This is a genomic window from Chryseobacterium sp. CP-77 (assembly GCF_036362765.1).
Lineage (GTDB): Bacteria > Bacteroidota > Bacteroidia > Flavobacteriales > Weeksellaceae > Chryseobacterium > Chryseobacterium cupriresistens.
This window is the reverse complement of sequence record NZ_CP143637.1, coordinates 4,095,001-4,117,645: the sequence shown is the minus strand read 5'-3', so window position 1 is coordinate 4,117,645 and position 22,645 is coordinate 4,095,001. Positions and strand designations below refer to the sequence as shown.

Here is a 22,645-nt window from a genome sequence, read left to right as displayed (position 1 = left end):
TTAAGAGATGAATACACTAACAATACTTGCCTTATCTTGGCAGCACATCCTTATCGTAGCAATACTTTTGGTATTACTTTTCGGAGGAAAGAAAATCCCTGAATTAATGAGAGGAGTTGGTTCAGGAATCAAGGAATTTAAAGATGCAGTAAAAGAAGAAGACAAACCAGGTTCTGAAAACAAATCGGCTTCCAATAATAACAATTCTTCCAGCAACTAAAATTCCTTAGAATTAATGAAATTTACTGAGACTGCATGGAAAGTCTTCAATCAAGCTATTGAAGACTATCACGTGTCTGATGACGTTAACACTCTAATTAATAACCCGTTCGAAAAAGATAGTTTGGAACGGATTTTGTATGCAAAGAACTGGATTGATACCGTTCAATGGCATTTGGAAGATATAATTAGAGATGAAAATATTGATCCGGCTGAAGCTCTTCAACTGAAGAGAACAATAGACGCTTCCAATCAAAAAAGAACTGATTTGGTAGAGTATATTGATGGCTGGTTTCTTAATAAGTTTGAAAATATAACTCCTAAACCTGAAGCAAAAATAAATACAGAAACTCCCGCTTGGGCAGTAGACAGGCTATCAATTCTTGCATTAAAGGTTTATCATATGTCGTTAGAAGCCAACAGAGAATCTGCTTCTGAAGAACACAGAAACAACTGCCAGGCTAAGCTGGATGTTCTGCTTACTCAGAAAGAAGACCTATCAACTTCTATAGATCAGTTGCTTACTGATATTGAGAACGGTAACGTTAAGATGAAAGTGTACAAACAAATGAAAATGTACAATGATGAAAGTCTTAACCCAATCCTTTATCAAAAAGGGCAACAAAAATGAAACGACTATTTTTCTTTGGAGTACTTATCATATTAACATCTTCCTGCGCATCGGAGAAGCTTAATCTTTCTCCGTTGTCAAATAATTTTTACAGTGATGCTAAAGGGTCTGATTCAGACAGAAGCTCTAAGAAGAATTTTAATATCAATATCAAACAGAATGTCAATGCTTCTGAAATTTCAAATATGATCTCCACTTTTCCCAAGTTTAAAAACAACGGATTAAATGATGAGATTACCAGTTTGAAATACAGCCTGCAGAATTATTTATATGCTATTGATGCCAGCAATTCTGCCGGAAAAAGCAGAGCCCTTAAAAGCTTCGAAAAATCATACAAAAAAATTCAAAAGCTAAGGCAGAATCTTGACAGAGACGACGATGAAGTTCTTAACAGATATCTGGTGCGTTTAAAAACCAATATTTCTGTTATTGAAGATACTTTGCCAGGAAGTTAAAAACTAATTGAACTATCAATGATTAAAATTCAGGCGGAAGCCAATGTTCCCACAGAGCACGGCACTTTCCGAATGATCGCTTTCTCCGAAAACGAAAACGACTGGATGCCGCATATGGCCATCGTTGCTGAAAATACAGATTTTTCAAAACCGGTCAATGTTCGTTTCCATTCAGAATGTATTACCGGAGAAGTTTTCCATTCAAAAAAATGTGAATGCGGCCAACAATTGGATGCTGCAATGAAATATATCCATGAAAACGGTGGGATTATCATCTACCTTCGTCAGGAAGGAAGAAACATCGGGATCATCAACAAGCTTAAGGCTTACTCACTACAGGAAAAAGGATTGGATACCGTACAGGCCAATCTTGAACTGGGACTTCCTGCAGATGACAGAAACTTTGGCGTAGCCATTGAAATTCTTAATCTATTGGAGGTAAAAGATATCAATCTTCTGACCAATAATCCTGAAAAGGTAAAATATGTGGTAGACAGCAATATTCACCTTAATTCAAGAGTCCCATTACAGATTCCTGCCAATGAAATAAGCAAAGGTTATCTGCAGACAAAAAAAGACTTCTTTGGACATCTTCTTGATGACAATGATAACTAATAAAAATAAAGCCTCAGAATAAATACTCTGAGGCTTTTAATTTTTAATATACTGCTCAAAATACAGGCTTTGTATAAACAGATACCAAGTAGACACTTTGTATCATTTTCTATTATAAATCAAAAGCCCCGAGAGAATTTCTCCCGGGACTTTTTTAATTATAAAAAACTGAAAAGATATTTCTTAGTATTTAGTTACAATTTTAGACTCGTCAATATTGTAATATTTGATTACACTTTTATAATCGTTGTAATCTACGCCAGCACCTTTCGCCATTTTTGCACCACCAGTTCCTGTTCCATTTGCAGGAAGAATAAGAACTCTGAATTTTTTATTCTGATAGTATGATGGGTTAGCTGTTAAGCTGAATGTATTGGTAGAGTTAATATTAATGGTAGCAGCATACTTACTGAATTCATAAATATAATCTACAGCATCGTTATTTCCATTACCTACGTAATAAGTATAAGGAAGAAGTTTCCATACAGGAGAATCTCCGTCAGTACCAATCTGCATATAAATAAGCACCATATCGGATTGTATTAATGGCTTGTTAAAGTCATCACTCCATCTGTAAAGATTGTCATTAACTCTTGTAAAAGTAGGAGATATATCAAATGATTGGTTTATGGTATCATAATCTGTTCCTTGTACTACAGTATCATCGTTATCACAGCTATAAGCGGTAAAACCTACAGCCCCCAGGAATAAGAAGAGAAGTATTTTTTTCATTTTTATTAAAGTTTAGTTATTATTTATATTGCGTATTCAAATCATATACCAAAAATTTCAAAAACTTTGTTTTCCTCACTTTTTTAATTGTATTTTTGTTCTTATTCAAAAAGTCATGAAGAAATTATTATATACTTCACTCTTTATTGCTGCGTTGATAAGCCCTAAGGTGAAAGCCCAGTATCAGCCAAAAAATGCTTCTAAGGAAGATCTGAAAAAAGCTCAGGAATGGGTTGATATCACTTATAAAAATCTTTCTCAGGATGAAAAACTGGGACAGCTTTTTATTGTGGCATTGTATACCAACAGGGGGGAAGATTATATCAGCCAGGTAAGAAATATTGTTACAAATGATAAAATAGGCGGTTTGATTTTAATGCAGGATGACGCAGCAAGGGAAATTAACCTGGTGAATGAATTTCAGCAAAAATCTAAAGTTCCTTTGATGATCGGGATGGATGCAGAATGGGGACTCTATCAGCGAATTGCTACTGCCCACAAATTTCCATGGGCCATGACATTAGGCGCTATCCAGGATAAAAATCTTGTGTACCAGATGGCTGCAAAAATTGCAGAAGATTGCAAAAGAATGGGAATCAATTGGGATTTCGCGCCTGTAGTAGATGTCAACACCAATCCTGATAATCCGATTATCGGCAACAGAAGTTTTGGCTCTGAAGTGAATAATGTCATCACCTCTGCCCTATCCTACTCCAACGGTCTTCAGGATAATAATATTTTAGCGGCTATTAAACACTTCCCGGGACACGGAGATACCAGTACAGACTCTCACCTTGATCTTCCGGTAGTTCCTCATGGTATTGACAGACTTGACGCTGTGGAACTTGCTCCTTTCAAAGCACTGATGAATAAAGGAATTGGCGGTGTAATGGTTGCTCATTTATATGTTCCAAGCTTAGAATCAGAAAAAGGAATTCCGGCCTCTGTTTCTAAAAACATTATTACAGGAGTACTGAAAGATAAACTAGGCTATAAAGGTTTAATCATTACAGATGCATTAAATATGGGCGCTGTGGCGAATAAATACCAGCCGGGCGAACTGGATGCTATGGCCTTTAAAGCAGGAAATGACATTATGCTTTTCTCTCAAGGTGTTTCTGAAGGCAAAAAACTGATCCAGAAAGCTCTTGATAAAGGAGAAATTCCACAATCCAGAGTGGAAGAAAGTGTGAAAAAGATCTTGTTGACAAAATATTTTCTTGGTCTTACCCAATACACTCCTAAAAATCCTGAAAATATCAATAAGGATCTAAATAATGATTCTCACACCCAATTGGTACAGAATCTTTATTCCAATGCCCTGACTTTATTAAAAGACGAAAAGAAATTGCTTCCTCTTACAGGAAAACAGATTTATTATGTTCCTCTTGAAGAAGCTCCTTACCAGACTTTCGCCAACAGATTGGGAAATAATATTATCATTAAAAAAGCAGGAGAAATTAAAACTATTCCGGCGGGATCCACAGTTATTGTAGGTTTCCATAAAGATAATTCTACGGCTTACAAACCTTATAAAATTTCAGCAGAATCTAAAAAAGTACTTTCTGATCTTACCAAAAATCAAAATGTCATTCTGAATGTATTCGGGAGTGCTTATGCCTTAAAGGATATTGATATTTCAAAAGTTTCAACCGTTCTTGTTTCATATGAAAACAATGATGATTCTATGAATGCAACTGCGGATGCTTTCAATGGAAAAACAAAAATATGGGGAAAACTTCCGGTACTGGTTAATGATCAATTGAAACCGGGAATGGGTATAGATCTTCCTATGACAACCTCAACAAAAACCAAATAATACAAAATTAAAACAACAATAATCTAATGAAAATAGGCATACTTTGCTACCCTACCTATGGAGGAAGCGGAATTGTAGCAACAGAATTAGGAATGTCACTTGCCAACAAAGGCTATGAAGTACACTTCATCAGTTCTGCACTTCCTGCAAGATTAGATATCACCAACCCGAATATTTTCTTTCACAGGGTCAATGTTCAGACCTATCCGCTTTTCCAGTATCAGCCTTATGATATTGCACTAAGTTCGATGATCTACAGGGTTGTCAATCTTTATAAACTGGATCTTCTTCATGCACATTATGCCATTCCTTACGCATATGCGGCATTTACGGCAAAACAAATGCTCAAGGAAGACAATAATGATATTCCGTTGGTCACTACATTACACGGTACAGATATTACCCTTGTAGGCCAGCACCCGAGTTATAAACATGCGGTAGAATTTTCGATCAATCAGTCTGATGCGATTACTTCGGTTTCTGAAAGTCTGAAAAAAGATACCCTTCAGTTTTTCAATATCAAAAAAGAAATTCAGGTGATTACCAATTTTATTGATAATTCTGAATTTGATGACTGCTCTGAGTGCCAGAGAACACAGTTTGCCAATCCGGATGAAAAAATTCTGATTCACGTGTCTAACCTTCGTCCTGTAAAACGGGTAGACGAAGTGCTGCAGATCTTTAAGAATGTGGAAAGAAAAGTGAAATCCAAGCTGATCATCATTGGTGAAGGTCCTGATATGGAAAAAGTAAATCAGTTCCTGGAAGAAAATCCTGAGCTTATTTCCAAAATCCGCCTTTTAGGAAAGGTGAATGATCTCTATAAAATTTTACAGCTTTCGGATGTATTTCTTCTGCCTTCCGAGCAGGAAAGTTTCGGTCTTGCAGCGTTGGAAGCCATGGCAGCGTATACTCCGGTGATCAGTTCCAATGCAGGAGGAATTCCTGAGGTGAACATTCAGGGAGAAACCGGATATCTTGCTGAAATCGGAAATGTGGAAGCGATGAGCAACTACACCATCAAGCTGTTGAGTAACGATGAACTTTTAGCCAAAATGAAGCAAAATGCGAAAGATCAGGCAATAAAATTCGATTTGAAAAACATTCTTCCTATCTATGAGAAAATGTATAGAACAACCATAGAAAATTTTAATAAGGAGCTGACGAAAGTATAATATTTCTATTATATTTACGTCACACTTATGACGGAAAAACTACTTCAATATCTTTGGAACTATAAGGTTTTCAAACATTTTGACTTCAAGGATATTGAAGGAAAATCCGTTGAGATCATCCATTTCGGAAAATGGAACAAAAATGCAGGCCCTGATTTTCTTGACGCTAAAATCAAAATCAACGGCTTACTTCTCGCAGGAAATATAGAACTGCATGTACGCTCTTCAGACTGGATTTTCCACAATCATTCCCAGGATCCCAATTACCGCAATATTATTCTTCATGTTGTATTCCAGCACGACATAGACATTCATGAACTTATCGGAAAGCAGGTTCCAACCTTGGAACTTCAAAGTTATATCGATAAAAATATTCTTTGGAAATATGAAAAACTTATGAATGGCGATGAATTTATTGCCTGCGAAAAGATTTTTGATCCGAAAAAAATCCCGGTCAATTTTTATGAAGAAAGTATACTGAAAAAACTGGATGAGAAATCTTCAGAACTTGAACAGAGTTTACATCAATATAAAAATAATTTTGAAGCCGTTTTATTTCACAGTTTTGCCTACTCATTCGGGTTAAAAGTAAATGCTTCTATTTTCCGGCAGATTGCAGAAAGTATTGATTACAGTATTATCAATAAAATACGTCAGAATCCCCTTCAGCTTGAAGCGTTATTATTTGGAATTTCAGGATGGCTTGAGAAACCCCAGGACGGGCAGATGACAATATGGAAAAGAGAATTCGATTTTATCAAGGCAAAATTTTCCATTTCTGATTTACAATTTCATCCTAAGTTTTTAAGACTAAGACCACCGAATTTTCCAACAATCCGGTTGTCACAATTGGCTGACCTGTACAGGCAGCAGAATTTATTTTCAAAAATCATGGAAGCAAGAAGCGCAGAACAGCTGTACACTATTTTCAGCTCTGTAAAAGCTTCTGAATATTGGGATTTTCATTTTAATTTCGGGAGTATTTCCAAAGTACAGCCTAAAACACTGAGCCAAGATTTTGTTGATCTTCTCATTCTAAATACCATACTTCCTTTACAATATACTTATCACAGATATCATAAGGAAGATATTGCAGATGAAATTATTGCACTATACAAGACAATTTCCGGAGAGAAAAACACCATCATTACGAGCTGGAAAAAACACGGATTAAAGGTTAGCAATGCGCTGGAAAGTCAAAGTCTTATCTATCATTATAAAACCTATTGCGAGCCGAAAAATTGCTTAGCCTGTACTATAGGCTATAAACTCTTAAAAGAATAACCTTATCCGGGCAGTTTTGTCGATTAAAATCTTTGTCAAAAAAATTCCTTAACTTTGATTGATAGATTCAAACTTTTAAATAACAATCTGGAAATGCTGAGTAATATTCGTCATAAAATGGAAAGAGAATGGTTTGGTGTACTGACCAGAATGGGAGCCAAGCTGGGAATTCCTGTTTCTAAATTGAGAGTTTTCTTCATCTATTCTACTTTCGCTACAGCTGGATTTTTCTTTCTGATCTATCTGGGACTGGCATTCACCCTTTGGATTAAAGATATTTTCATCACCAGAAGACCAAGTGTCTTTGATTTATAAATTATGAAATTTTTACCGATTACTTCCGCAGAAGATCCTAGAGTTCAGGAAATCTATACTTCTTATACTACCACTTTTCCTGTAGACGAACAAAGAGATAAAGATCAGTTTGAAAGTTTATTTACAAATCCTTATGTGGAATTCATGTCTGTTATCCACGAATCGGAAGCTATTGGCTACCTCATCCTGTGGAAGCTGAGTTCTTTTGTTTTTGTAGAGCATTTTGAAGTTTTTGAAGCATTCAGAAGTAAAAAACTGGGATCTCATATTATGAATCATTTATCAGAAAATTACCCAAGTATTATTCTGGAAATTGAACCTGCAGAATTGAGCGAAGATGCTTCAAGACGGTATTCTTTTTATCAGAGAAATAATTTCAGTCTGATTGATACTACTCATGTTCAGCCGAGCTATGGCGAAGGGAAAAAATCTTTAAACTTATGGCTGCTGGCCAATTATACTCCTGAAAATATAGAGGAAGCCAAAAAAGAAATTCATAAAATTATTTATGCTTAAAATATAAAACGCCGGAATAGTCTTCCGGCGTTTTTATTTTCTATTTCTTGACCACAAAAGGCACAAAAGTTTTAAACACTTAAGTTTTTAGAGCAAAACTTTATGCATAATGAGTTCACCTAAGTTTTGTGAAAATCTTTGATTTCAATCTTATGTGAGCTTTTATGAGGTATAATTTTAAACTCACATAACTGTACAAAAGTGTTTTAAAATGAGTCCTTTTGTGACTTTTGTGGTTTTATAAAGTTTATCAGACAACTTTTTCTATTAATTTACTTCATACTCCAGTTTGATGGTAATACTGGCTTCTTTTTCTTTGGATGAAGTATTGAAAGTTCCACCGTAAGAGTAATCTTCATTGGAATTGGGTGCCGTAATCTGAATTACACCCATGGTTGCCTTCTTGAGATTTCCGAGACTGCTTCCAGAATTTTCTGCAATTTTTTCAGCACGTTCTTTAGCATCTTTTGTAGCACTGGCAATCATTTCCTGTTTTACTGTAGCCAGCTTGGTGTAGAAATACGCTGGTGAAGAAGAAGTGAATTCAATGCCACGGTTGATAATCTCGGTAATATTTCTGGAAAGGTTTTCTATTTTTCCCACTTCTTTACTTTCAATAGAAACTTTTTGGGTGAGATTATAACCGGAGAATTCCCCTTGTACATAGTTTCCGTTTGAATCATTATAGCTTCTGAACTGTTTCTGAATATCTACGGAAGAAAACACGATCTCTTTCTGTTGTATCCCTTTTGAAAGCAAATAGTCATTAATTACTTTTCTGTCTGTCGCCAGTCCATCGTAGGCAGATTTGAGATCCACATTATTTTTGGAAAAGCTTCCGGACCAGGTGATCAGATCTGATGTAAACTGTTTGGTTCCTAATCCTGTCACGGAAATGGTATTTTCAGATTTATTCCTGTTTTTAATAGCATTTCCCAAAAAACCGAGACCTACTACAAAACCTAATGCTGCAATAGCTACTGCAAAAATGTTTTTATTCATAAAATGTGTGAATTTGGATTGTTACATTATACTGTATCAATTTCTATTCCAACATTTTAAGAATTTATTAACATTTACATTACTTTTGATCCTGGTTTACTCTCTCCAGAAAAAGCGGAACTGTCTCTTCCAGTCTCAGCATGACCCCCTAAAGATTTCTTGCTTTTACATAGGTTCGTACCTGAGGTTTTGCTAAAAACGAAAATTGAATAAATTCAGAGATTCTGTCACCGGGAATTCCTGCTCTAATAAAATATTCGTCATCTATTCTGTCCCGAACCCACGCAATATGTTCCTGCAGATCATCATACCGATATTGTCTTTTCTGTCTTCTGGCTTTACCGCTTATCAGATCATATACGCCCTGAACATTCAGGTTTCCCAAAAGTATCGGTAAAAGCACACTTTTTACTTCTGCCGGTTTTTCTCTCATTTTTCCGACCGGCTGCGGAAGACCGACGGCATCTCTCACCTGTTCTCCTTTATCTACTTTAGCTACAATCCGGGAATCTGTTTCCAGATCTCCGGTGAGTTTTTTTACAATCTTTACTTCACCAACATCTCTCGGGATCTGATAAAGGGTAACAAAGAGCGGCAGGTTGGCATCACTGGTAAGAACTTTTCTGGAAACTCTTCTGAAATCTTCTTTTACAAATCTTAATTCATCATTAGGATTGGCATCAATAGAAAATATACCTTCAGAATCAGAATATACTTTTTTATCCGTAGACATGTTGATAACAATTACTTTACTTAAATTCTCTCCATTGTCATCTACGATTCGCCCTGTCACTTTCTGCTGAGAAAAAATAAAAGTACTGCACAGAAGCATCAGGAAAAGAAAAAACTTTCTCTGTCCGGATGTTTCAATATTTTCAGTAAAATAACCCAACTTCTGATTTTTATATATTATTCTTTAATTCCTTCTAATTTGTTTGTCTTACTGTATTCCCCGAAGGCAATTTTAAGTTCATATTCAATGACAGTGACACTAAAATCTTTACGGTATCTTTTCGCCAATGAACGGGTTTTATCTGCATACAGAAGAAATGCATCAATTTGTTCTTCATCCATTCCGTACTTTTTAAGGAACCCCAGATTTACTTCATTCTTAACCCTCCTGAGGAAATCCCGGGTTTCATTGTAATTGGCTTTGGTAACCTTAGGCTGTGCCAATTTCTTTACAGCATTAAATACGCCAAACAAATTGACCTGCCCTGCATTGAAATCATGACCTGTAAAAGTTTTGGATGTGGTGTTATTGGGTAAAGGCTGATTCAGCGGACTTCTCATATAATCGTCCATATCTGATTTTAAAGCCTGAAGTTTTCTGGATTCATTATAATGCTGATTATCTTTTGCCAGATTTCCGGTAGGTCTATACTTAATCCTGACCTCAGGAATCTGAATTTCCATCTTCTTCAGAATTATGTTGAACGGAGCATCGATCTCTTCTTTGGTCAATTTTTTATCAACTCGGTAATATCCTTCTTTTACAAATCTGATCTCATCATTTTCTTTAGCTTCGATTTCAAATTTTCCGGACATATCACTTAATACACTTCTATTCCCTGTGATATTAACAACCAGTACAGGAGCTAAATCAAGGTCATCGCCTGTTATTACCTTTCCTGATATTTTTTGCTGTCCCCACAATACTGAAGCGATACAAAAAAGCACTAATAATAAAACTCTTCTGATATATTTTATTTCCATATTATCTTTGAGTTTGCGGAGCACGATAAGATGAAATTCTTGTCAGGACAAAACGCTGAAACCTGTTCAGATCCGCATCACTGCAGAATCCGTATTTCAGGATTTTTTTCCTTTCAAAACCGCCTGCAAAAACATAATAGATAAAATGTTCTATCAGAGGTTTCTCAATTTTAAGATTGGTAAAATAATCATCACCAAGGCTTGCTCTGATGTACTTCATTAAATCTACATCATCCCATTTATCTTTCACTTTCCCAATAGAAAATCCCTGGCCTTTCGGCTGTACAAATTCCCCGGGTTTTGCGGCCAGTATTCTGGGATCTGATTTCTGAGCAATATACCGATCCATTTCTTTGAGCAGTTTTTCAACCTTTTGAGGTTTATTATAAAGTTTTGAATCAATTTTAAGGTTTCCGGTGAGCCCCTGTTTCACTTCCACTTCAGGAATCTGAATAGTCTGGCGAACCATACTTATATTCATCGGAGATTGTGTATTTTCCTGGGAAACTATTTTGGTGATACGTTCATAACCCGCTTTTATAAAACGAAGTTCATCTCCCTGTCTTCCCGAAATCATAAAATGACCATCCCTGTTTGAAACTACGATCTCATCAGTTCTGATATTGACAACATTCACATCCTGCATTTCAGTGCCGTTTTCGGAAATGATTTTACCAAATATATAGCTTTGGGCCTGGGTATGAATAAAAAGAATAAAGGATAAGAAAAAGAATAGTTTAAGTTTCACGGGCTATTTTTTATAAAGCAAAGCTAAAATTATTTTTAATGTATCCCATAAGTTTAACCACAGTTAACGCGTTTTAATATTTCTTTTTGATTTTTACCCTGTAAACTGTTAAATAGCGTAATTAAATTGTTAAAGTTTCTTTTAAATTTTAGCTAACTTGCAGTCTCAATTCTCTTTTAACAATGCAAAATTCTTACACAGTCATCAATGCTTCTGCCGGATCCGGGAAAACCTATGCCCTGGTACAAAGGCTTCTGATGATCTGTCTCCGCTACCCTAATCAGCAGCAGTCGATCAGGAATATTCTCGCGCTTACTTTTACCAATAAAGCAGCGAACGAGATGAAGGAAAGAATTTTATCGTGGCTGGGAAATTTTTCAGCTAAAGATTATGCAGAAAATACGGATCTGAAAAACATCCAGAAAGCATTTGAAGAACAGGGCCTGAAAATTACCATCGATGACCTTCATCAGCGTTCTAAAAAAATGCTGGATTATGTTCTCCACAATTATTCCACACTGAATATCGGAACGATTGACCGTTTTAACTCAAGGCTGGTAAGAAGTTTTTCCTATGAATTGGGACTGGCTAAAAATTTTAACCTTGAAATTGAAGCTGAACCGTTTCTGATAGAAGCCGTTGATAAGATGCTGGATCAGATTGGTGAGAATGAGACTATTTCCAATTCTTTCATGGATTATGTAGACTACAGTCTTGAAAACAATGAAAGGATCAATCTTAATAAAAATCTTTATGATTCGGCTAAGGAATTTGTAAAGGATATTCACTATGAGCATCTGAAAAGCAATAAAAGCTTTGACGATGCCAGTTATGAGAATATCAAGAATACGCTTCGTAAAGAGATTGTTCTCAATAAAAAACAGTCTGCAGAGCTTGCCGCAAGTTCTATTGAATTATTCAGATCAAGAAATATTGATATTGAAGATTTTGCTCAGGGTAAAAACGGAATCGGAGGCTTTTTTACTAAGGTTATCGATTTTTATCAGCAGAAAAGAACTGGTTTTCCTTTCCCTACTACGCAGGAAGACTCTGTTATCAATAATTATAGAAAGGGAGCGTCTTCAAAATCGAAACATAAAGAGTCTGAAATTTTCGAAATCCTGGATCAACTTCTCGACAACAGAATGAAACTTATCATTCTGTATATTGAAACTCAAAAGAAAGAAAAAGTTTTGTCTGCTCTTCTTCCTTTAAAGGTAAACAAAGATATTCAGGATGAACTTCAGAAAATTGAAGAAGAAAATGATCTTGTTCTGCTTTCCAAGTTTAATATTCTGATCAATGAAAATCTTAGAAATGAACCTTCAGCTTTTATTTATGAAAAAGTAGGTTCACAGTTTCAGCATTATTTCTTTGATGAGTTTCAGGATACATCAGAACTGCAGTGGCAGAATTTTGTTCCGCTGAGAGATCACAGTGTTTCTACAGAATACACATCATTTACATTGGTGGGCGATCCCAAGCAAAGTATTTACCGGTTTCGTGGCGGGGAAAGCAAACTGATGCTGGATATCATCAACAAAAAAGAATTTTCACCTAAAGAAGCTGATCTTCTGGTATTAAAGGATAACTGGAGAAGTGCCAGAAACATTGTACAATTCAACAATGAACTGTACCGTTTTCATTCTGAAGGATTGCTGGAAGAACATCAGAATATTTTCGGGGCAGATGCTGAGCAAAATCCAAAATCCCAAATGGAGGGACGCGTAAAGGTAAATCTGATCGAAAATCTTACGAATGAAGAATTTTACAATGATACTTCAGAAAGGATGCGGAAAGATATCCAGGAATGTCTGGATAATGGTTTCAAGTTTTCTGACATCACCATTCTTTGCCGTGGAAATTTTGATATTTTCAGTTATTCTCAGAAACTGGGAGCTTTAAAAGTCAGCTATAAAGGAGAAGAAACCAATATTAAAACGATTTCTGATAAAGGCCTTACACTGGAACTTTCCAATACGTTAAAGGCTGTTATTGAATTTCTTCGCTGGGAGCTCAATCCTAAGAATAAACATTGTCTGATTATGATGATGTACCATCTGAATACACTCGGAAAAATTGATATGCCGGATTTCACTTTAGGAATGAAAGAAATTCTGGATATTGAAGGGCATGAAGAAATTCTACAGTTTATCCAGCAAAAATATTCGCTGCAGCTTAAACAGGATAACTTTCCGAGATTCAATCTTTATAATTTTATTGAATATTATATCAACGAATTTTCTGTTGAAAATAAAGAAACAGACTTTTTACTGAACTTCCTGGAAATGCTTTTCAACTTTACGCAGAACGCAGGTGCCAGTACCAAAGAGTTTCTGAAATACTGGGATGAAGAAGCTTCTTCATACACTATTCAGGCTTCGGAAAATATCGACGCTGTCCAGATTATGACGATCCACAAGTCTAAAGGACTGGAATTCCCGATTGTTTTTATCCCAATGATGAACAAAAACCGGGACAGTGAATTTACCAACTGGTTTGATACCAATGAAAATGAAGCTTTAAAATCGGTCAACATCAACCAGTTCAGTAAAAACTTGGAAGCTTATGATGATGAAATTCTGTTTTTCAACACAAAGAATTCTTATAAAAACCTGATCGACAGATTGTGTCTGCAATACGTGGCTACCACCAGGCCTGTTGAACAGCTGTTTTTCTATCTGCAAAAGGCGAATAAGACCTCTAATAATCTTGAGCTTTTAGAATTTCTTCAGACAAAAAATCCTGAACAGGCTGACGAGTTTGATGTGTACCAGGTAAATCCTGCAATGCTGAAGAAATATTCGAAAGATAAAAGCTCTTCTTTTAAAACCCAGAATATCCAGAACCTGAAGAATGTTAATGAAAAAAGTACATCCATCAAAATTGCTACGCCGTCTAAAAATTATCAGGTAAGAAATGAAAAGGTAAGAATCGGGCTTTTTGTGCATGAACTTTTATCGAAGATCAATACAGAAAGAGATATAGTGAAAGTATTGGACGGTTATGCTTTGGAAGGGCAGATTACACTGGAGGAAAAAAATGAAATACAGATTACATTACAGGAAATTGTCAGAACGTATGCAGAATTTTTTGATGAAAAATGGGAAGTAATCAACGAAAAAGATATCATGATCTCTGAAAGAGGAGAAAGCCATATTTTCAGGCCAGACCGTGTTTTAAAGGGTGAAGAAGGTTATATAATTGTAGATTTCAAAACCGGTGAACCAAAAGCGAAAGATGAAGCACAGGTAGAAGGATATAAAAACATTCTTGAACGTCTGGGCAAAAAAGTACTCAAAACTCAGATCATTTATCTGTAATCTGAAGATTTACAAAACATTACTGTAACAATTTTTCACAAAAATTGTTCAAATATAAAAAGGTTTTAGTATTTTTATTCTAAGACGAGTACAATCATACAGTCTTTGATTATATTTTGTTTTACAACTAACCAACCATGAGAATATACTTGAACTCCTTTTTTATAAGCCTGATTATCATGTTATTTACGACAGTGGTCACTTACAATATTGTTGATTGCTTAGACCCGCCCGTTACCCCAGATGACCACCATTTTGGGCCCGCTGAAAATATTGCCAACTCTTTATTTCTAAGTTTTGTATTGGGAGCGGTGGTTTTTATTTCTGCTGTCAGAATTCAAAGGCGGCCGTATAGGAAATAATTCATTATCATAACAAAAAAACCGCTATTCTTAAGAATAACGGTTTTATATTTTGAAGAATTTTCAATCTTAAGCAGTTGTATCAGGAGTAAATACTCTCTGTGACAATTCCTGATCAAAAAGGTATAATGCAGATGGATTATCGCACACCATTTTGATTTTTGTTACGTATTGAGAAGCACTCGCTTCTTCTTCTACCTGTTCGTTGATAAACCACTGCAGGAATGATGTTGTTGCAAAATCTCCCTCTTCATTTGCATTTTTTACAATATTGAAAATACTTTTAGTTACGACTTTCTCATGTGCTAATGCTTTCTCAAAAATATCCGTTGCGTTTTCGAACTCATGTGGAGGTTTTGGAATTTCTCCAATGATAATTTCTCCTCCTACATCATTCAAATAATCAAACATTTTATCTGCATGCATCAATTCTTCTTTGCTCTGTACTCTGAAATAGTTGGCAATTCCATCCAGATCTTTTCCTGAAAACCATGCAGACATTGAAAGATAATATTGAGCGGCGTATTGTTCGTGGGCAATTTGTTCGTTAATTAATTTTGCAATTTTTTCGCTAACCATACGTATTAAATTTATAGTCAAAAATAGGGAATAAAAGCCCTAAATCAAAAGTTTTAAAGAAAATTAATACAAAAAGGATGGAAAAACATCCACCCTTAAAACATTAAAAAACTAAAATTACAAACTGTTATTTTACTTCAGCAGTTCCTGTATTCATCGGCTTTTTCATCATTCTTCTTTCTTTCATAGCCATCTTCATTTTCTCTGCTTTTGCTTTTCTGTCAGCCTGCCATTTATCATATTGATCAGGAGTAAGGATTTTTTTCATATCAGCATCCATTTGGGCTCTTTTGGCGTGCATTTCCTGCATTTTAGCTTGTCTGTCTGCCTTATGCTTGTCAAACTCTGCCTTCATTTCCTCTTTTCTTTTATCCTGAAGTACCTTTATCTGAGCTACCTGAGAAGCATTAAGATTAAGGTCTTTTTGCATCTGGTCTAAATGTTCCTGTTGTTTTTGCTCCATTCTCTGCTTCATTTCAGCAGCTCTTGCCTGTTTGTCCTGCGGAGTTGTAGTTTGTTGTGCCATTGCAAAACTTCCCATTCCGATAAATGCTATTGCTAAAACTAATTTTTTCATCTTTTTAAAATTTAATTAATTGTTATTTTGTTATTATACCTTTTTGATAATGAATTAAAACACAAGTTAAATTAACAAATTCATAAATAATGTTAAATTTTAACAAAAACAAATTAAAAAAACAACAAAAAAAGGACAGATTATAAAAACCTGCCCTTCACACCACTTAAATATAATATATGAAAATTAATTCTTTACTAAACTGCCTCTAAAACCACCACCGCTATTTCCACGGTTTTCCTGTCTAGGTGCAGAACTTTCAGATCTTTGTCTGAAGCCTCCTCCATTGTTTCCTCTGAAGCCGCTATTGTTTTCTCTTTTAGGAGCTTCTTTTCTTACTTCACTATTCCCTCTAAATCCGCCGCCATTATTATTTCTGAAGCCTCCGTTATCATTATTTCCTCTGTTTCCTCCATTGTCAGAATTTCCCCGGAAGCCGCCTCCGTTACTGTTTCTGAAACCACCATTATTATCATTTCTGAAACCGGAATTATTGTTATTTCCGTTATTTCCACGGAATCCTCCTGAATTCCCATTGTTTCCCGTGTTTCTGAAACCGTTATCCGGTCTGCTGCCTCTTCTGATAATATCAAAAGTAGGATTATCCATGCTACGGAATCTTGAGCGGTCTACCCTGTAAACGTTGATATTAATATTTCTATATCTTGGCATTACCGTATATCTCGGTACGTAATACGTTCTTCTGTAATTCTGGAAATATACGATTGGGCTGGAACCTCTGTAATAGTTATTCTGGAAAACCACAAATACTCTTGGTCCTAAAATTCTTTCCAGTGCATAAAACCTGTCATAATACCATCTGTCCGGATTATATCTGTAGAAATTATTCCATGCTGTGAAACTTGCAAACAGATTATTCAATCTCATAATCTGGTCTACCTGCCATCTGCTTAATCTGTTCTGTACGAAAAATCCGTTCCAGTCGATATTGATAATACTTCCTCTGTAGTCGTTATAATAGCTTTGGTAATAATTACTTGGATAATAGTCCTGAGGATAATTGTAATAATAATCGTCAGGGAAATAATTTCTATCATCTTGGTCACTGTAATAACCTCCATCATTCTGATAATAACCGTCATCATCCCAACCATTATTCGGATATTGCTGAGCAGACGTCAAAACGCCCAACCCAAAAGCTAATCCCAAAAATATTTTTTTCATCTCTATAGTCGTTAATTGGTTAATATATAGCAGAATATCTTAATTCTATCTTTTTGATACAAATAAAAAAAAGAAGTTAAATCATAAGATTAAACTTCTTTTAAAATATTTTTAACTATCTGATAATCAAGTGTAAAATTTACGCTCTTCCGCTATCTTTTATCCAATGTGCAATTTTTTTGTTGAAAGAGGTTTTCTCTTTCAGATCTTCAAGTTTTATATGCATTCTGTAACGCCAATAGTGTGGAAAAACCGCCGGATTGTTGATTCTTTCATTGTCCATTTTCTTATTGGTAAGCTCAGCATCTGTTGCCAGAAACTCCTGCAGCGGGAAAATAGCAAGCATAGCCTCATTATACAAATGCTGCTTCATAATGATTTCAGCAAGGTGGGGATTGAGATCTTCAGGTGCCTTTCCGTATTGTATCAGCTGTTGATTGTAATATTTCTGTGTCAATACAGGATCTTCTTTCCACCATTGTCTCAACGTTGAACTGTCATGGGAAGAAGCTGTCACTACATTCATATAGTTTGCATTCTTAGGATTATAGAACGGAATATTTTCAGAAGGCATTCTTTGTACTTTTAATGCTATGATGGCCAATTCGTCCATTACAACAGGTACACAGGCAGGAACCATTCCCAGGTCTTCACCACAGATCAGCATTTTAGTAGCATTCAGGATAACAGGAAGTTTCTCCATGGCTTTTTCAAACCACAAACGGTCCTGTCTTCTGAAGAAGTAGTCGTGGTAAAGGTCATATATACTTTTCTGTTCCGATTCGGGAAGGTATTGATAAGACTCTGTATTGTAAACATTAAATCTGGGATGGTAAACCGTCTTCCCATTTCTTTCTTCCGGTAAAAACAAAACATTGGCACAAAGGGAAATCAATTTCTCTTCAATAGATCCGTATGATTTTTTCTTAAAGAAGTCAACGAGTTTTCTCTGGGTATTAAATTCTTCTTTAAAAGTATAGGTACCATCTTCATTACGGTTCATCAACTCAAGAGCTTTTGCGCTTTCTTCTCCAAAATAATCCCATAAGATCTTATTGTTGATAAAAGGCTTACAATACCTGTCAAAATTAAACGGAATCTGCCAGGCCTTGAATTCATCCAAAACAATAGGGACAGCCGGGTAAAAGTATCCTAAAATTCCCTGTACAGCAGAGACCGGCATTCTCCATATTCTGAAGAATCCCAAAATATGATCGATTCTCATGGCATCAAAATACTGTTCCAGTGCTTTGAACCTGTTTTTCCACCATTTATAATCGTCTGCTTTCATGGCTTCCCAATTATAAGTCGGGAACTCCCAGTTCTGTCCCAACTCAGTAAACTGGTCAGGTGGTGCACCAGCCTGAAAATCCATTCCGAATAATTCCGGTTCTGTCCAGGCTTCTACAGAATATCTGTAAATACCAATGGGAAGATCTCCCTTCAACGAAACTCCCAGGTTATGGGTATAATCAACAGCATCTTTCAGCTGTACATGTAACTGATACTGTACCCAGGCATGAAGCATTGAGATATCATAGTCTTTATTCTTCGTTGTAAAAAACTGTGAAATCTTTCCTGCAATATATTTTTTGTGAGTTTTCCACTCGTTGAAATTAGGTGTTTTATATTTGTCTCTCAAAACACAGAATGCAGAATAAGGAACAAGCCAGTATTCATTATCCTTGATGAATTTCTTGAAATTTCTGTCTTTATAAATTTTATCTTTTTCCTTGTTGAAAATGGCTGTAAGATATTTCCACTTGCCTTCAATCATCTTTTCATAATCGATCAGATCCAAAGAGTTTAATTTCTCTTTTTCAGACAGATAGACATCAACTAATTCTTTCGGTAAAGAATAATCAAGGTTTTCTAAAGAGATATACTGCGGATGCAGCGCATAAACAGATACTGCTGCATAGGGATAAGAATCTGTCCATGAATAATTAGCCGTTGTATCATTGATGGGAAGAATCTGAATAATCCCAAGACCGGTTTCTTTCGTCCAGTCTGCCAGTTTTTTAATATCTGTAAATTCCCCTACTCCGAATCCATCTTCACTTCTCAATGAGAATACAGGAATTGCGACACCAGCATCATGATACATCTGATATCCCTTAAATCTAAAATAATGATTGGAAACTACCTGCAGCACATCACTCAGCGGATTGGCAACTGTAAATCTGTTTTCTCCAGTTTCTACATCTATAACCCTGTTTTCTTTCGTATCATAAATACAATATTTAAACTGGATAAATTCATTCTCCGGAATTTCAACTGAAGTTTCCCACATTCCGAAATCTGTCTGATTAAGATGAACAACTTTGTCATAGCTCCAGTTTCCCAGTGATGCTGTACTTCCGAAAAGAACAATCCTCCAATCCTTATTATAAATAGGGGCCTCTATTCTGAACAGATGGGTATGTTTTTTTAAAACCGTAACTTTTTCGGGAATAAAATCGTGCAGCTTATTGTAAAGAATTTTATTATTTAAATAATTCTCAGGAAAGTTTTTGTTATTCCATTCATCAAAAATGATAAACTCCTTATAATTATGTGGAAAACTCAAATGATGCCCCACAAATTCTTCTCTTAATACATTTCCTTTTTCATTCACCACCCGGTAATGATAAGAAATGAGTTTTGAAAAATAGTCTACTTCGCATTTCCATAAACCATTCTCCGCATAAAACATAGTATGGACATGTACGGTATTCTCGTCTTCACCAAATACCAGCTGCAAATTTTCTCCAGCATTTACAATATATCCTACATTAAAGTATAGTTTCATCTATATTTTTTTATAAAAGTACATTTTAATATCGAAAAATAAAACTTATTGGATATCAAATAATCATTAAAAAACCTTCTCAAAATAATTTGAAAAGGTCTTTATATGCTAATTTATAGCACTCTATTATCTTGTAACTAAAATCTTTTTATTGAATATAACTTTTCCTGATTCATCAGCAATATTTACAATATACGCTCCGGTTACCAATCCTTTAAGGTATACTTTTTCATCCGTTGAGCCATTTTTCACCGATAAACTCTGAGTCATTACATTTTTACCTGCCATATCAAAAATGTTCAGTTTAATGCCACCTTTTAAATTATTATTAACATGAACGTTGATATAGTGTTCATCAACTCTTGTCGGATAAATATCAAGATTAGCAACCAGAGTATTTACTGCTGAAGATTTATCATTAGCAAAATATTTACTTGCCAAATCGTAAATATGAAGTCCCTGTTCTCCCGGAAGCTGTTTAGCCTGCAAAGTTGTCAGATCTACCTCGTATAAAGCACCTCCCTTTGCACTTGCTATTACCACTTTCCCCTGAGCATTTACAGCAGAACCATTTACGGAATAATTATCAGGAATGCCAGCAATTTTACCTATAAATTGCGCTTTTAAATCTTTAGTCAGAACTTTGAAAACATTTCCTGAAGCAGCAAAAATATAGAAGTTATTATCTGCATCAGCAATCATATCACCGCCAAAACCAGTTTCCATAGCCGTAAAAGAATTTCTTCCGTTAGAAGGGTCATCTTTAATAATTCCAAGATCAGTCACAGTGTATTCTCCTGCTTTTTTGCTGATTTCCAAAAACTGTGTCCCCGCATTATTGACAGCATAGATGTTACCGTTATATCCGGTTGCCATTCTGGTAATATGAGAATTAATATCACATGATGATACTCTTGCCACCTTATTTTCCACTAAAGTAATTTCCTTTGTCTTCGGATTCAACACATAGATATTCGAAGAAAACATAGGCATGTATATCAGATTATTGTTCGAAGAGTCATAGGCAAGAGCTGCTAATGTTACAGATTGAGAATGATTGTAAGAATTTTTGTCTTCTGCTACAACACCTTTTCTTGCTTGGGAAAACACTTTTGCTGAAGAATCGGTAGTGAAAAACTTCTCTCCTGAAGTTCCATTTGTTGCATCAATTGCCCGGAAATCATTGAAACTAATACTCTGGGTATCTTTTCCTGTAATCGCAAAGAAATCCTGCTGTGCTTGCGCATTTATACCTAGCAACAGTAAAAATAGAGGGAATAAATGTTTTTTCATAGTATATATTTTTAGATTCGTAACTGTTTTTACCTTACTAAGTTACACAATTTTAAATTACAAAAACAAAAATCTCTGTTAATTGAATAAAGTTGCTCACCCATTACAAATATTACTTATCAAAAAGACGTTGGGTTACTCATTTATTTCTGTTGATCAGCATATACAAACATCAAAAATTTCAGGAGCTGTTTCCCGCTATCCATTCATACTCCTCGCGCCCATGCACTTCCACACTCCACCACATTCACCCTCCAGCCCAAGCTGCGGGGTAACCATTCCTATCGGGGCTAGGATAGTGAACGAACGATCAATGATGCGTTATAAATGATGTGACAAATTCGGGATACGGGTTCCGGGGTTATCTTTTCCAAATGGAGTAATTTAATTAATTCCGATAACATCTTTCTTTTTCATTTACGCCGCTTCTTTCCACTGTGTCATTCCGCAGGAATCCAGCCTACTTTATTAGAGGCTTTAGGATTTAAAGGTTAAAAAAGCAAAAGTAATACTAGTTATCTGATAACACTTTGTTGAGACTCCTGCCTTTAGATTAGTTCTATGAAATAAATGATTACATTTAGAAAAGAGCAAGCATTTAGTTACACTATAGATTCCTTAGAATATGATTCATACTCCGATAAAGAACTAAATGCTTTTTCATCAAAAGACTTAAATAGAAATTCGGGATTTAAAGCCCATTATCAAGGTGTTAAGAATCAGATGAATTGCTCTTACATTTATAACTTAAACCAAAAGTATGGAAAAAATTGTAATAGGTATTGACATTAGTGCCAAGACACTGGATATCTGTATTAAAAAGTGTGGTTCTTATTCTTTTAATGTTATTGCCAATGAAGCTAAGGCAATCAAAGTATTCTTCAAAATTTTTCAAGAGCCGAAATCTGAGATTATAGTTTCCATGGAAAATACAGGAAGATATAATTGGGAATTATATCAGGTTCTGGAGTATTTTAATTTTAAAGTTTTTGTACTTAACCCCTTACACTTAAAGAAAAGTATAGGCTTAATAAGGGGTAAAAATGATAAAATTGATGCTAAAAGGATCTGTGAGTTCACAGAGAAACATGAAAAAGAGCTTATAGAATGGAAACCATGCTCTGATAACATAAAGAAAATTAAAGTGCTGTTTTCTGAGCGAAATTCTAAGATAAAGCTAAGAGCTTCTTTATTAAAGCAAAGACATCTTTATTCACAACTTGAAAGTATAGGATATGATTCTAAATTTTTAAAAATGAATAAAAAGGAGATTGAAGTTTTAGAAAAGCATATAGATTTTTTAGAAAA

21 protein-coding genes (1 of these 21 cut by a window edge) are annotated in these 22,645 nt (G+C 35.3%); 11 read left to right on the top strand and 10 right to left on the bottom strand.

What is annotated here, in order from left to right:
* Positions 1-7: 7 nt before the first annotated feature.
* From V0410_RS18410 to ribA, 4 genes are read left to right on the top strand one after another with little or no spacing between them, the layout of a single operon-like run.
* Positions 8-220 (top strand): twin-arginine translocase TatA/TatE family subunit, encoded by a 213-nt coding sequence (locus tag V0410_RS18410; RefSeq protein WP_076596910.1) that lies wholly within the window; start codon positions 8-10, stop codon positions 218-220.
* Positions 221-235: 15 nt separating this feature from the next.
* Positions 236-850 (top strand): DUF4254 domain-containing protein, encoded by a 615-nt coding sequence (locus tag V0410_RS18405; protein ID WP_034695722.1) that lies wholly within the window; start codon positions 236-238, stop codon positions 848-850.
* Positions 847-1,305, top strand: coding sequence for a hypothetical protein (locus V0410_RS18400; RefSeq protein ID WP_062672271.1), 459 nt, complete (start codon positions 847-849; stop codon positions 1,303-1,305). The genes V0410_RS18405 and V0410_RS18400 overlap by 4 nt, the downstream gene beginning before the upstream one ends.
* Before the next feature lie 18 nt (positions 1,306-1,323).
* Complete coding sequence (ribA, locus tag V0410_RS18395) at positions 1,324-1,920, top strand: GTP cyclohydrolase II (protein WP_052198528.1); 597 nt, start codon at positions 1,324-1,326, stop codon at positions 1,918-1,920.
* Positions 1,921-2,103: 183 nt separating this feature from the next.
* On the opposite strand, the gene V0410_RS18390 is transcribed toward ribA, so the two are convergent.
* On the bottom strand, positions 2,104-2,652 hold the full coding sequence (locus V0410_RS18390) for a hypothetical protein (RefSeq protein WP_330745169.1): 549 nt from the start codon (positions 2,650-2,652) through the stop codon (positions 2,104-2,106).
* A 115-nt stretch (positions 2,653-2,767) separates the two neighbouring features.
* Here V0410_RS18390 and V0410_RS18385 point away from each other — a divergent pair, with 115 nt between their 5' ends.
* The 5 genes from V0410_RS18385 to V0410_RS18365 all read left to right on the top strand — a co-directional run bounded on the left by V0410_RS18385 (position 2,768) and on the right by V0410_RS18365 (position 7,761).
* The gene (locus tag V0410_RS18385) at positions 2,768-4,471 is read left to right on the top strand and encodes a glycoside hydrolase family 3 protein (protein ID WP_330745168.1); all 1,704 of its coding nucleotides are present in this window, start codon (positions 2,768-2,770) and stop codon (positions 4,469-4,471) included.
* Positions 4,472-4,497: 26 nt separating this feature from the next.
* Positions 4,498-5,646 carry an N-acetyl-alpha-D-glucosaminyl L-malate synthase BshA gene (bshA, locus tag V0410_RS18380; protein ID WP_079240311.1) on the top strand — a complete coding sequence of 383 codons (1,149 nt, stop codon included), beginning with the start codon at positions 4,498-4,500 and terminating at the stop codon, positions 5,644-5,646.
* Between the two features lie 27 nt (positions 5,647-5,673).
* The gene (locus tag V0410_RS18375) at positions 5,674-6,930 is read left to right on the top strand and encodes a DUF2851 family protein (RefSeq protein ID WP_330745167.1); all 1,257 of its coding nucleotides are present in this window, start codon (positions 5,674-5,676) and stop codon (positions 6,928-6,930) included.
* A 93-nt stretch (positions 6,931-7,023) separates the two neighbouring features.
* A complete protein-coding gene (locus V0410_RS18370) occupies positions 7,024-7,245 on the top strand; it encodes a PspC family transcriptional regulator (protein ID WP_002981826.1) in 222 nt (73 codons plus the stop codon).
* Positions 7,246-7,248: 3 nt separating this feature from the next.
* On the top strand, positions 7,249-7,761 hold the full coding sequence (locus V0410_RS18365) for a GNAT family N-acetyltransferase (RefSeq protein ID WP_330745166.1): 513 nt from the start codon (positions 7,249-7,251) through the stop codon (positions 7,759-7,761).
* A 267-nt stretch (positions 7,762-8,028) separates the two neighbouring features.
* Here V0410_RS18365 and V0410_RS18360 read toward each other — a convergent pair whose 3' ends face one another.
* From V0410_RS18360 to V0410_RS18345, 4 genes are all read right to left on the bottom strand, one after another.
* Complete coding sequence (locus V0410_RS18360; protein ID WP_330745165.1) at positions 8,029-8,763, bottom strand: SIMPL domain-containing protein; 735 nt, start codon at positions 8,761-8,763, stop codon at positions 8,029-8,031.
* Positions 8,764-8,911: 148 nt separating this feature from the next.
* On the bottom strand, positions 8,912-9,655 hold the full coding sequence (locus V0410_RS18355; protein ID WP_330745164.1) for a carboxypeptidase-like regulatory domain-containing protein: 744 nt from the start codon (positions 9,653-9,655) through the stop codon (positions 8,912-8,914).
* A gap of 17 nt (positions 9,656-9,672) precedes the next feature.
* A complete protein-coding gene (locus V0410_RS18350) occupies positions 9,673-10,479 on the bottom strand; it encodes a hypothetical protein (RefSeq protein ID WP_330745163.1) in 807 nt (268 codons plus the stop codon).
* A 1-nt stretch (position 10,480) separates the two neighbouring features.
* The gene (locus V0410_RS18345) at positions 10,481-11,227 is read right to left on the bottom strand and encodes a hypothetical protein (protein WP_110010633.1); all 747 of its coding nucleotides are present in this window, start codon (positions 11,225-11,227) and stop codon (positions 10,481-10,483) included.
* 182 nt (positions 11,228-11,409) lie between these two features.
* Between V0410_RS18345 and V0410_RS18340 the strand changes: the two genes are divergently transcribed.
* Positions 11,410-14,550 carry a UvrD-helicase domain-containing protein gene (locus V0410_RS18340; RefSeq protein ID WP_330745162.1) on the top strand — a complete coding sequence of 1,047 codons (3,141 nt, stop codon included), beginning with the start codon at positions 11,410-11,412 and terminating at the stop codon, positions 14,548-14,550.
* Between the two features lie 431 nt (positions 14,551-14,981).
* Here the strand turns inward: V0410_RS18340 and V0410_RS18335 are convergent, their stop codons facing one another.
* The 5 genes from V0410_RS18335 to V0410_RS18315 form a co-directional block, all read right to left on the bottom strand.
* Positions 14,982-15,491 carry a ferritin gene (locus V0410_RS18335; RefSeq protein WP_202840411.1) on the bottom strand — a complete coding sequence of 170 codons (510 nt, stop codon included), beginning with the start codon at positions 15,489-15,491 and terminating at the stop codon, positions 14,982-14,984.
* Between the two features lie 127 nt (positions 15,492-15,618).
* Complete coding sequence (locus V0410_RS18330; RefSeq protein WP_330745161.1) at positions 15,619-16,068, bottom strand: hypothetical protein; 450 nt, start codon at positions 16,066-16,068, stop codon at positions 15,619-15,621.
* 186 nt (positions 16,069-16,254) lie between these two features.
* Positions 16,255-17,253 carry a hypothetical protein gene (locus tag V0410_RS18325; protein ID WP_330745160.1) on the bottom strand — a complete coding sequence of 333 codons (999 nt, stop codon included), beginning with the start codon at positions 17,251-17,253 and terminating at the stop codon, positions 16,255-16,257.
* 139 nt (positions 17,254-17,392) lie between these two features.
* Positions 17,393-20,044, bottom strand: a complete 2,652-nt coding sequence (locus tag V0410_RS18320; RefSeq protein ID WP_330745159.1) for a 4-alpha-glucanotransferase — start codon at positions 20,042-20,044, stop codon at positions 17,393-17,395.
* A gap of 126 nt (positions 20,045-20,170) precedes the next feature.
* Positions 20,171-21,337, bottom strand: coding sequence for a T9SS type A sorting domain-containing protein (locus tag V0410_RS18315; RefSeq protein WP_330745158.1), 1,167 nt, complete (start codon positions 21,335-21,337; stop codon positions 20,171-20,173).
* Positions 21,338-22,097: 760 nt separating this feature from the next.
* Here V0410_RS18315 and V0410_RS18310 point away from each other — a divergent pair.
* On the top strand, positions 22,098-22,645 hold the 5' portion of the coding sequence (locus tag V0410_RS18310) for an IS110 family transposase (protein WP_330745157.1). It continues 448 nt past the right edge of the window; the window shows 548 of its 996 coding nt (coding positions 1-548); its start codon is at positions 22,098-22,100; its stop codon lies beyond the right edge, outside the window.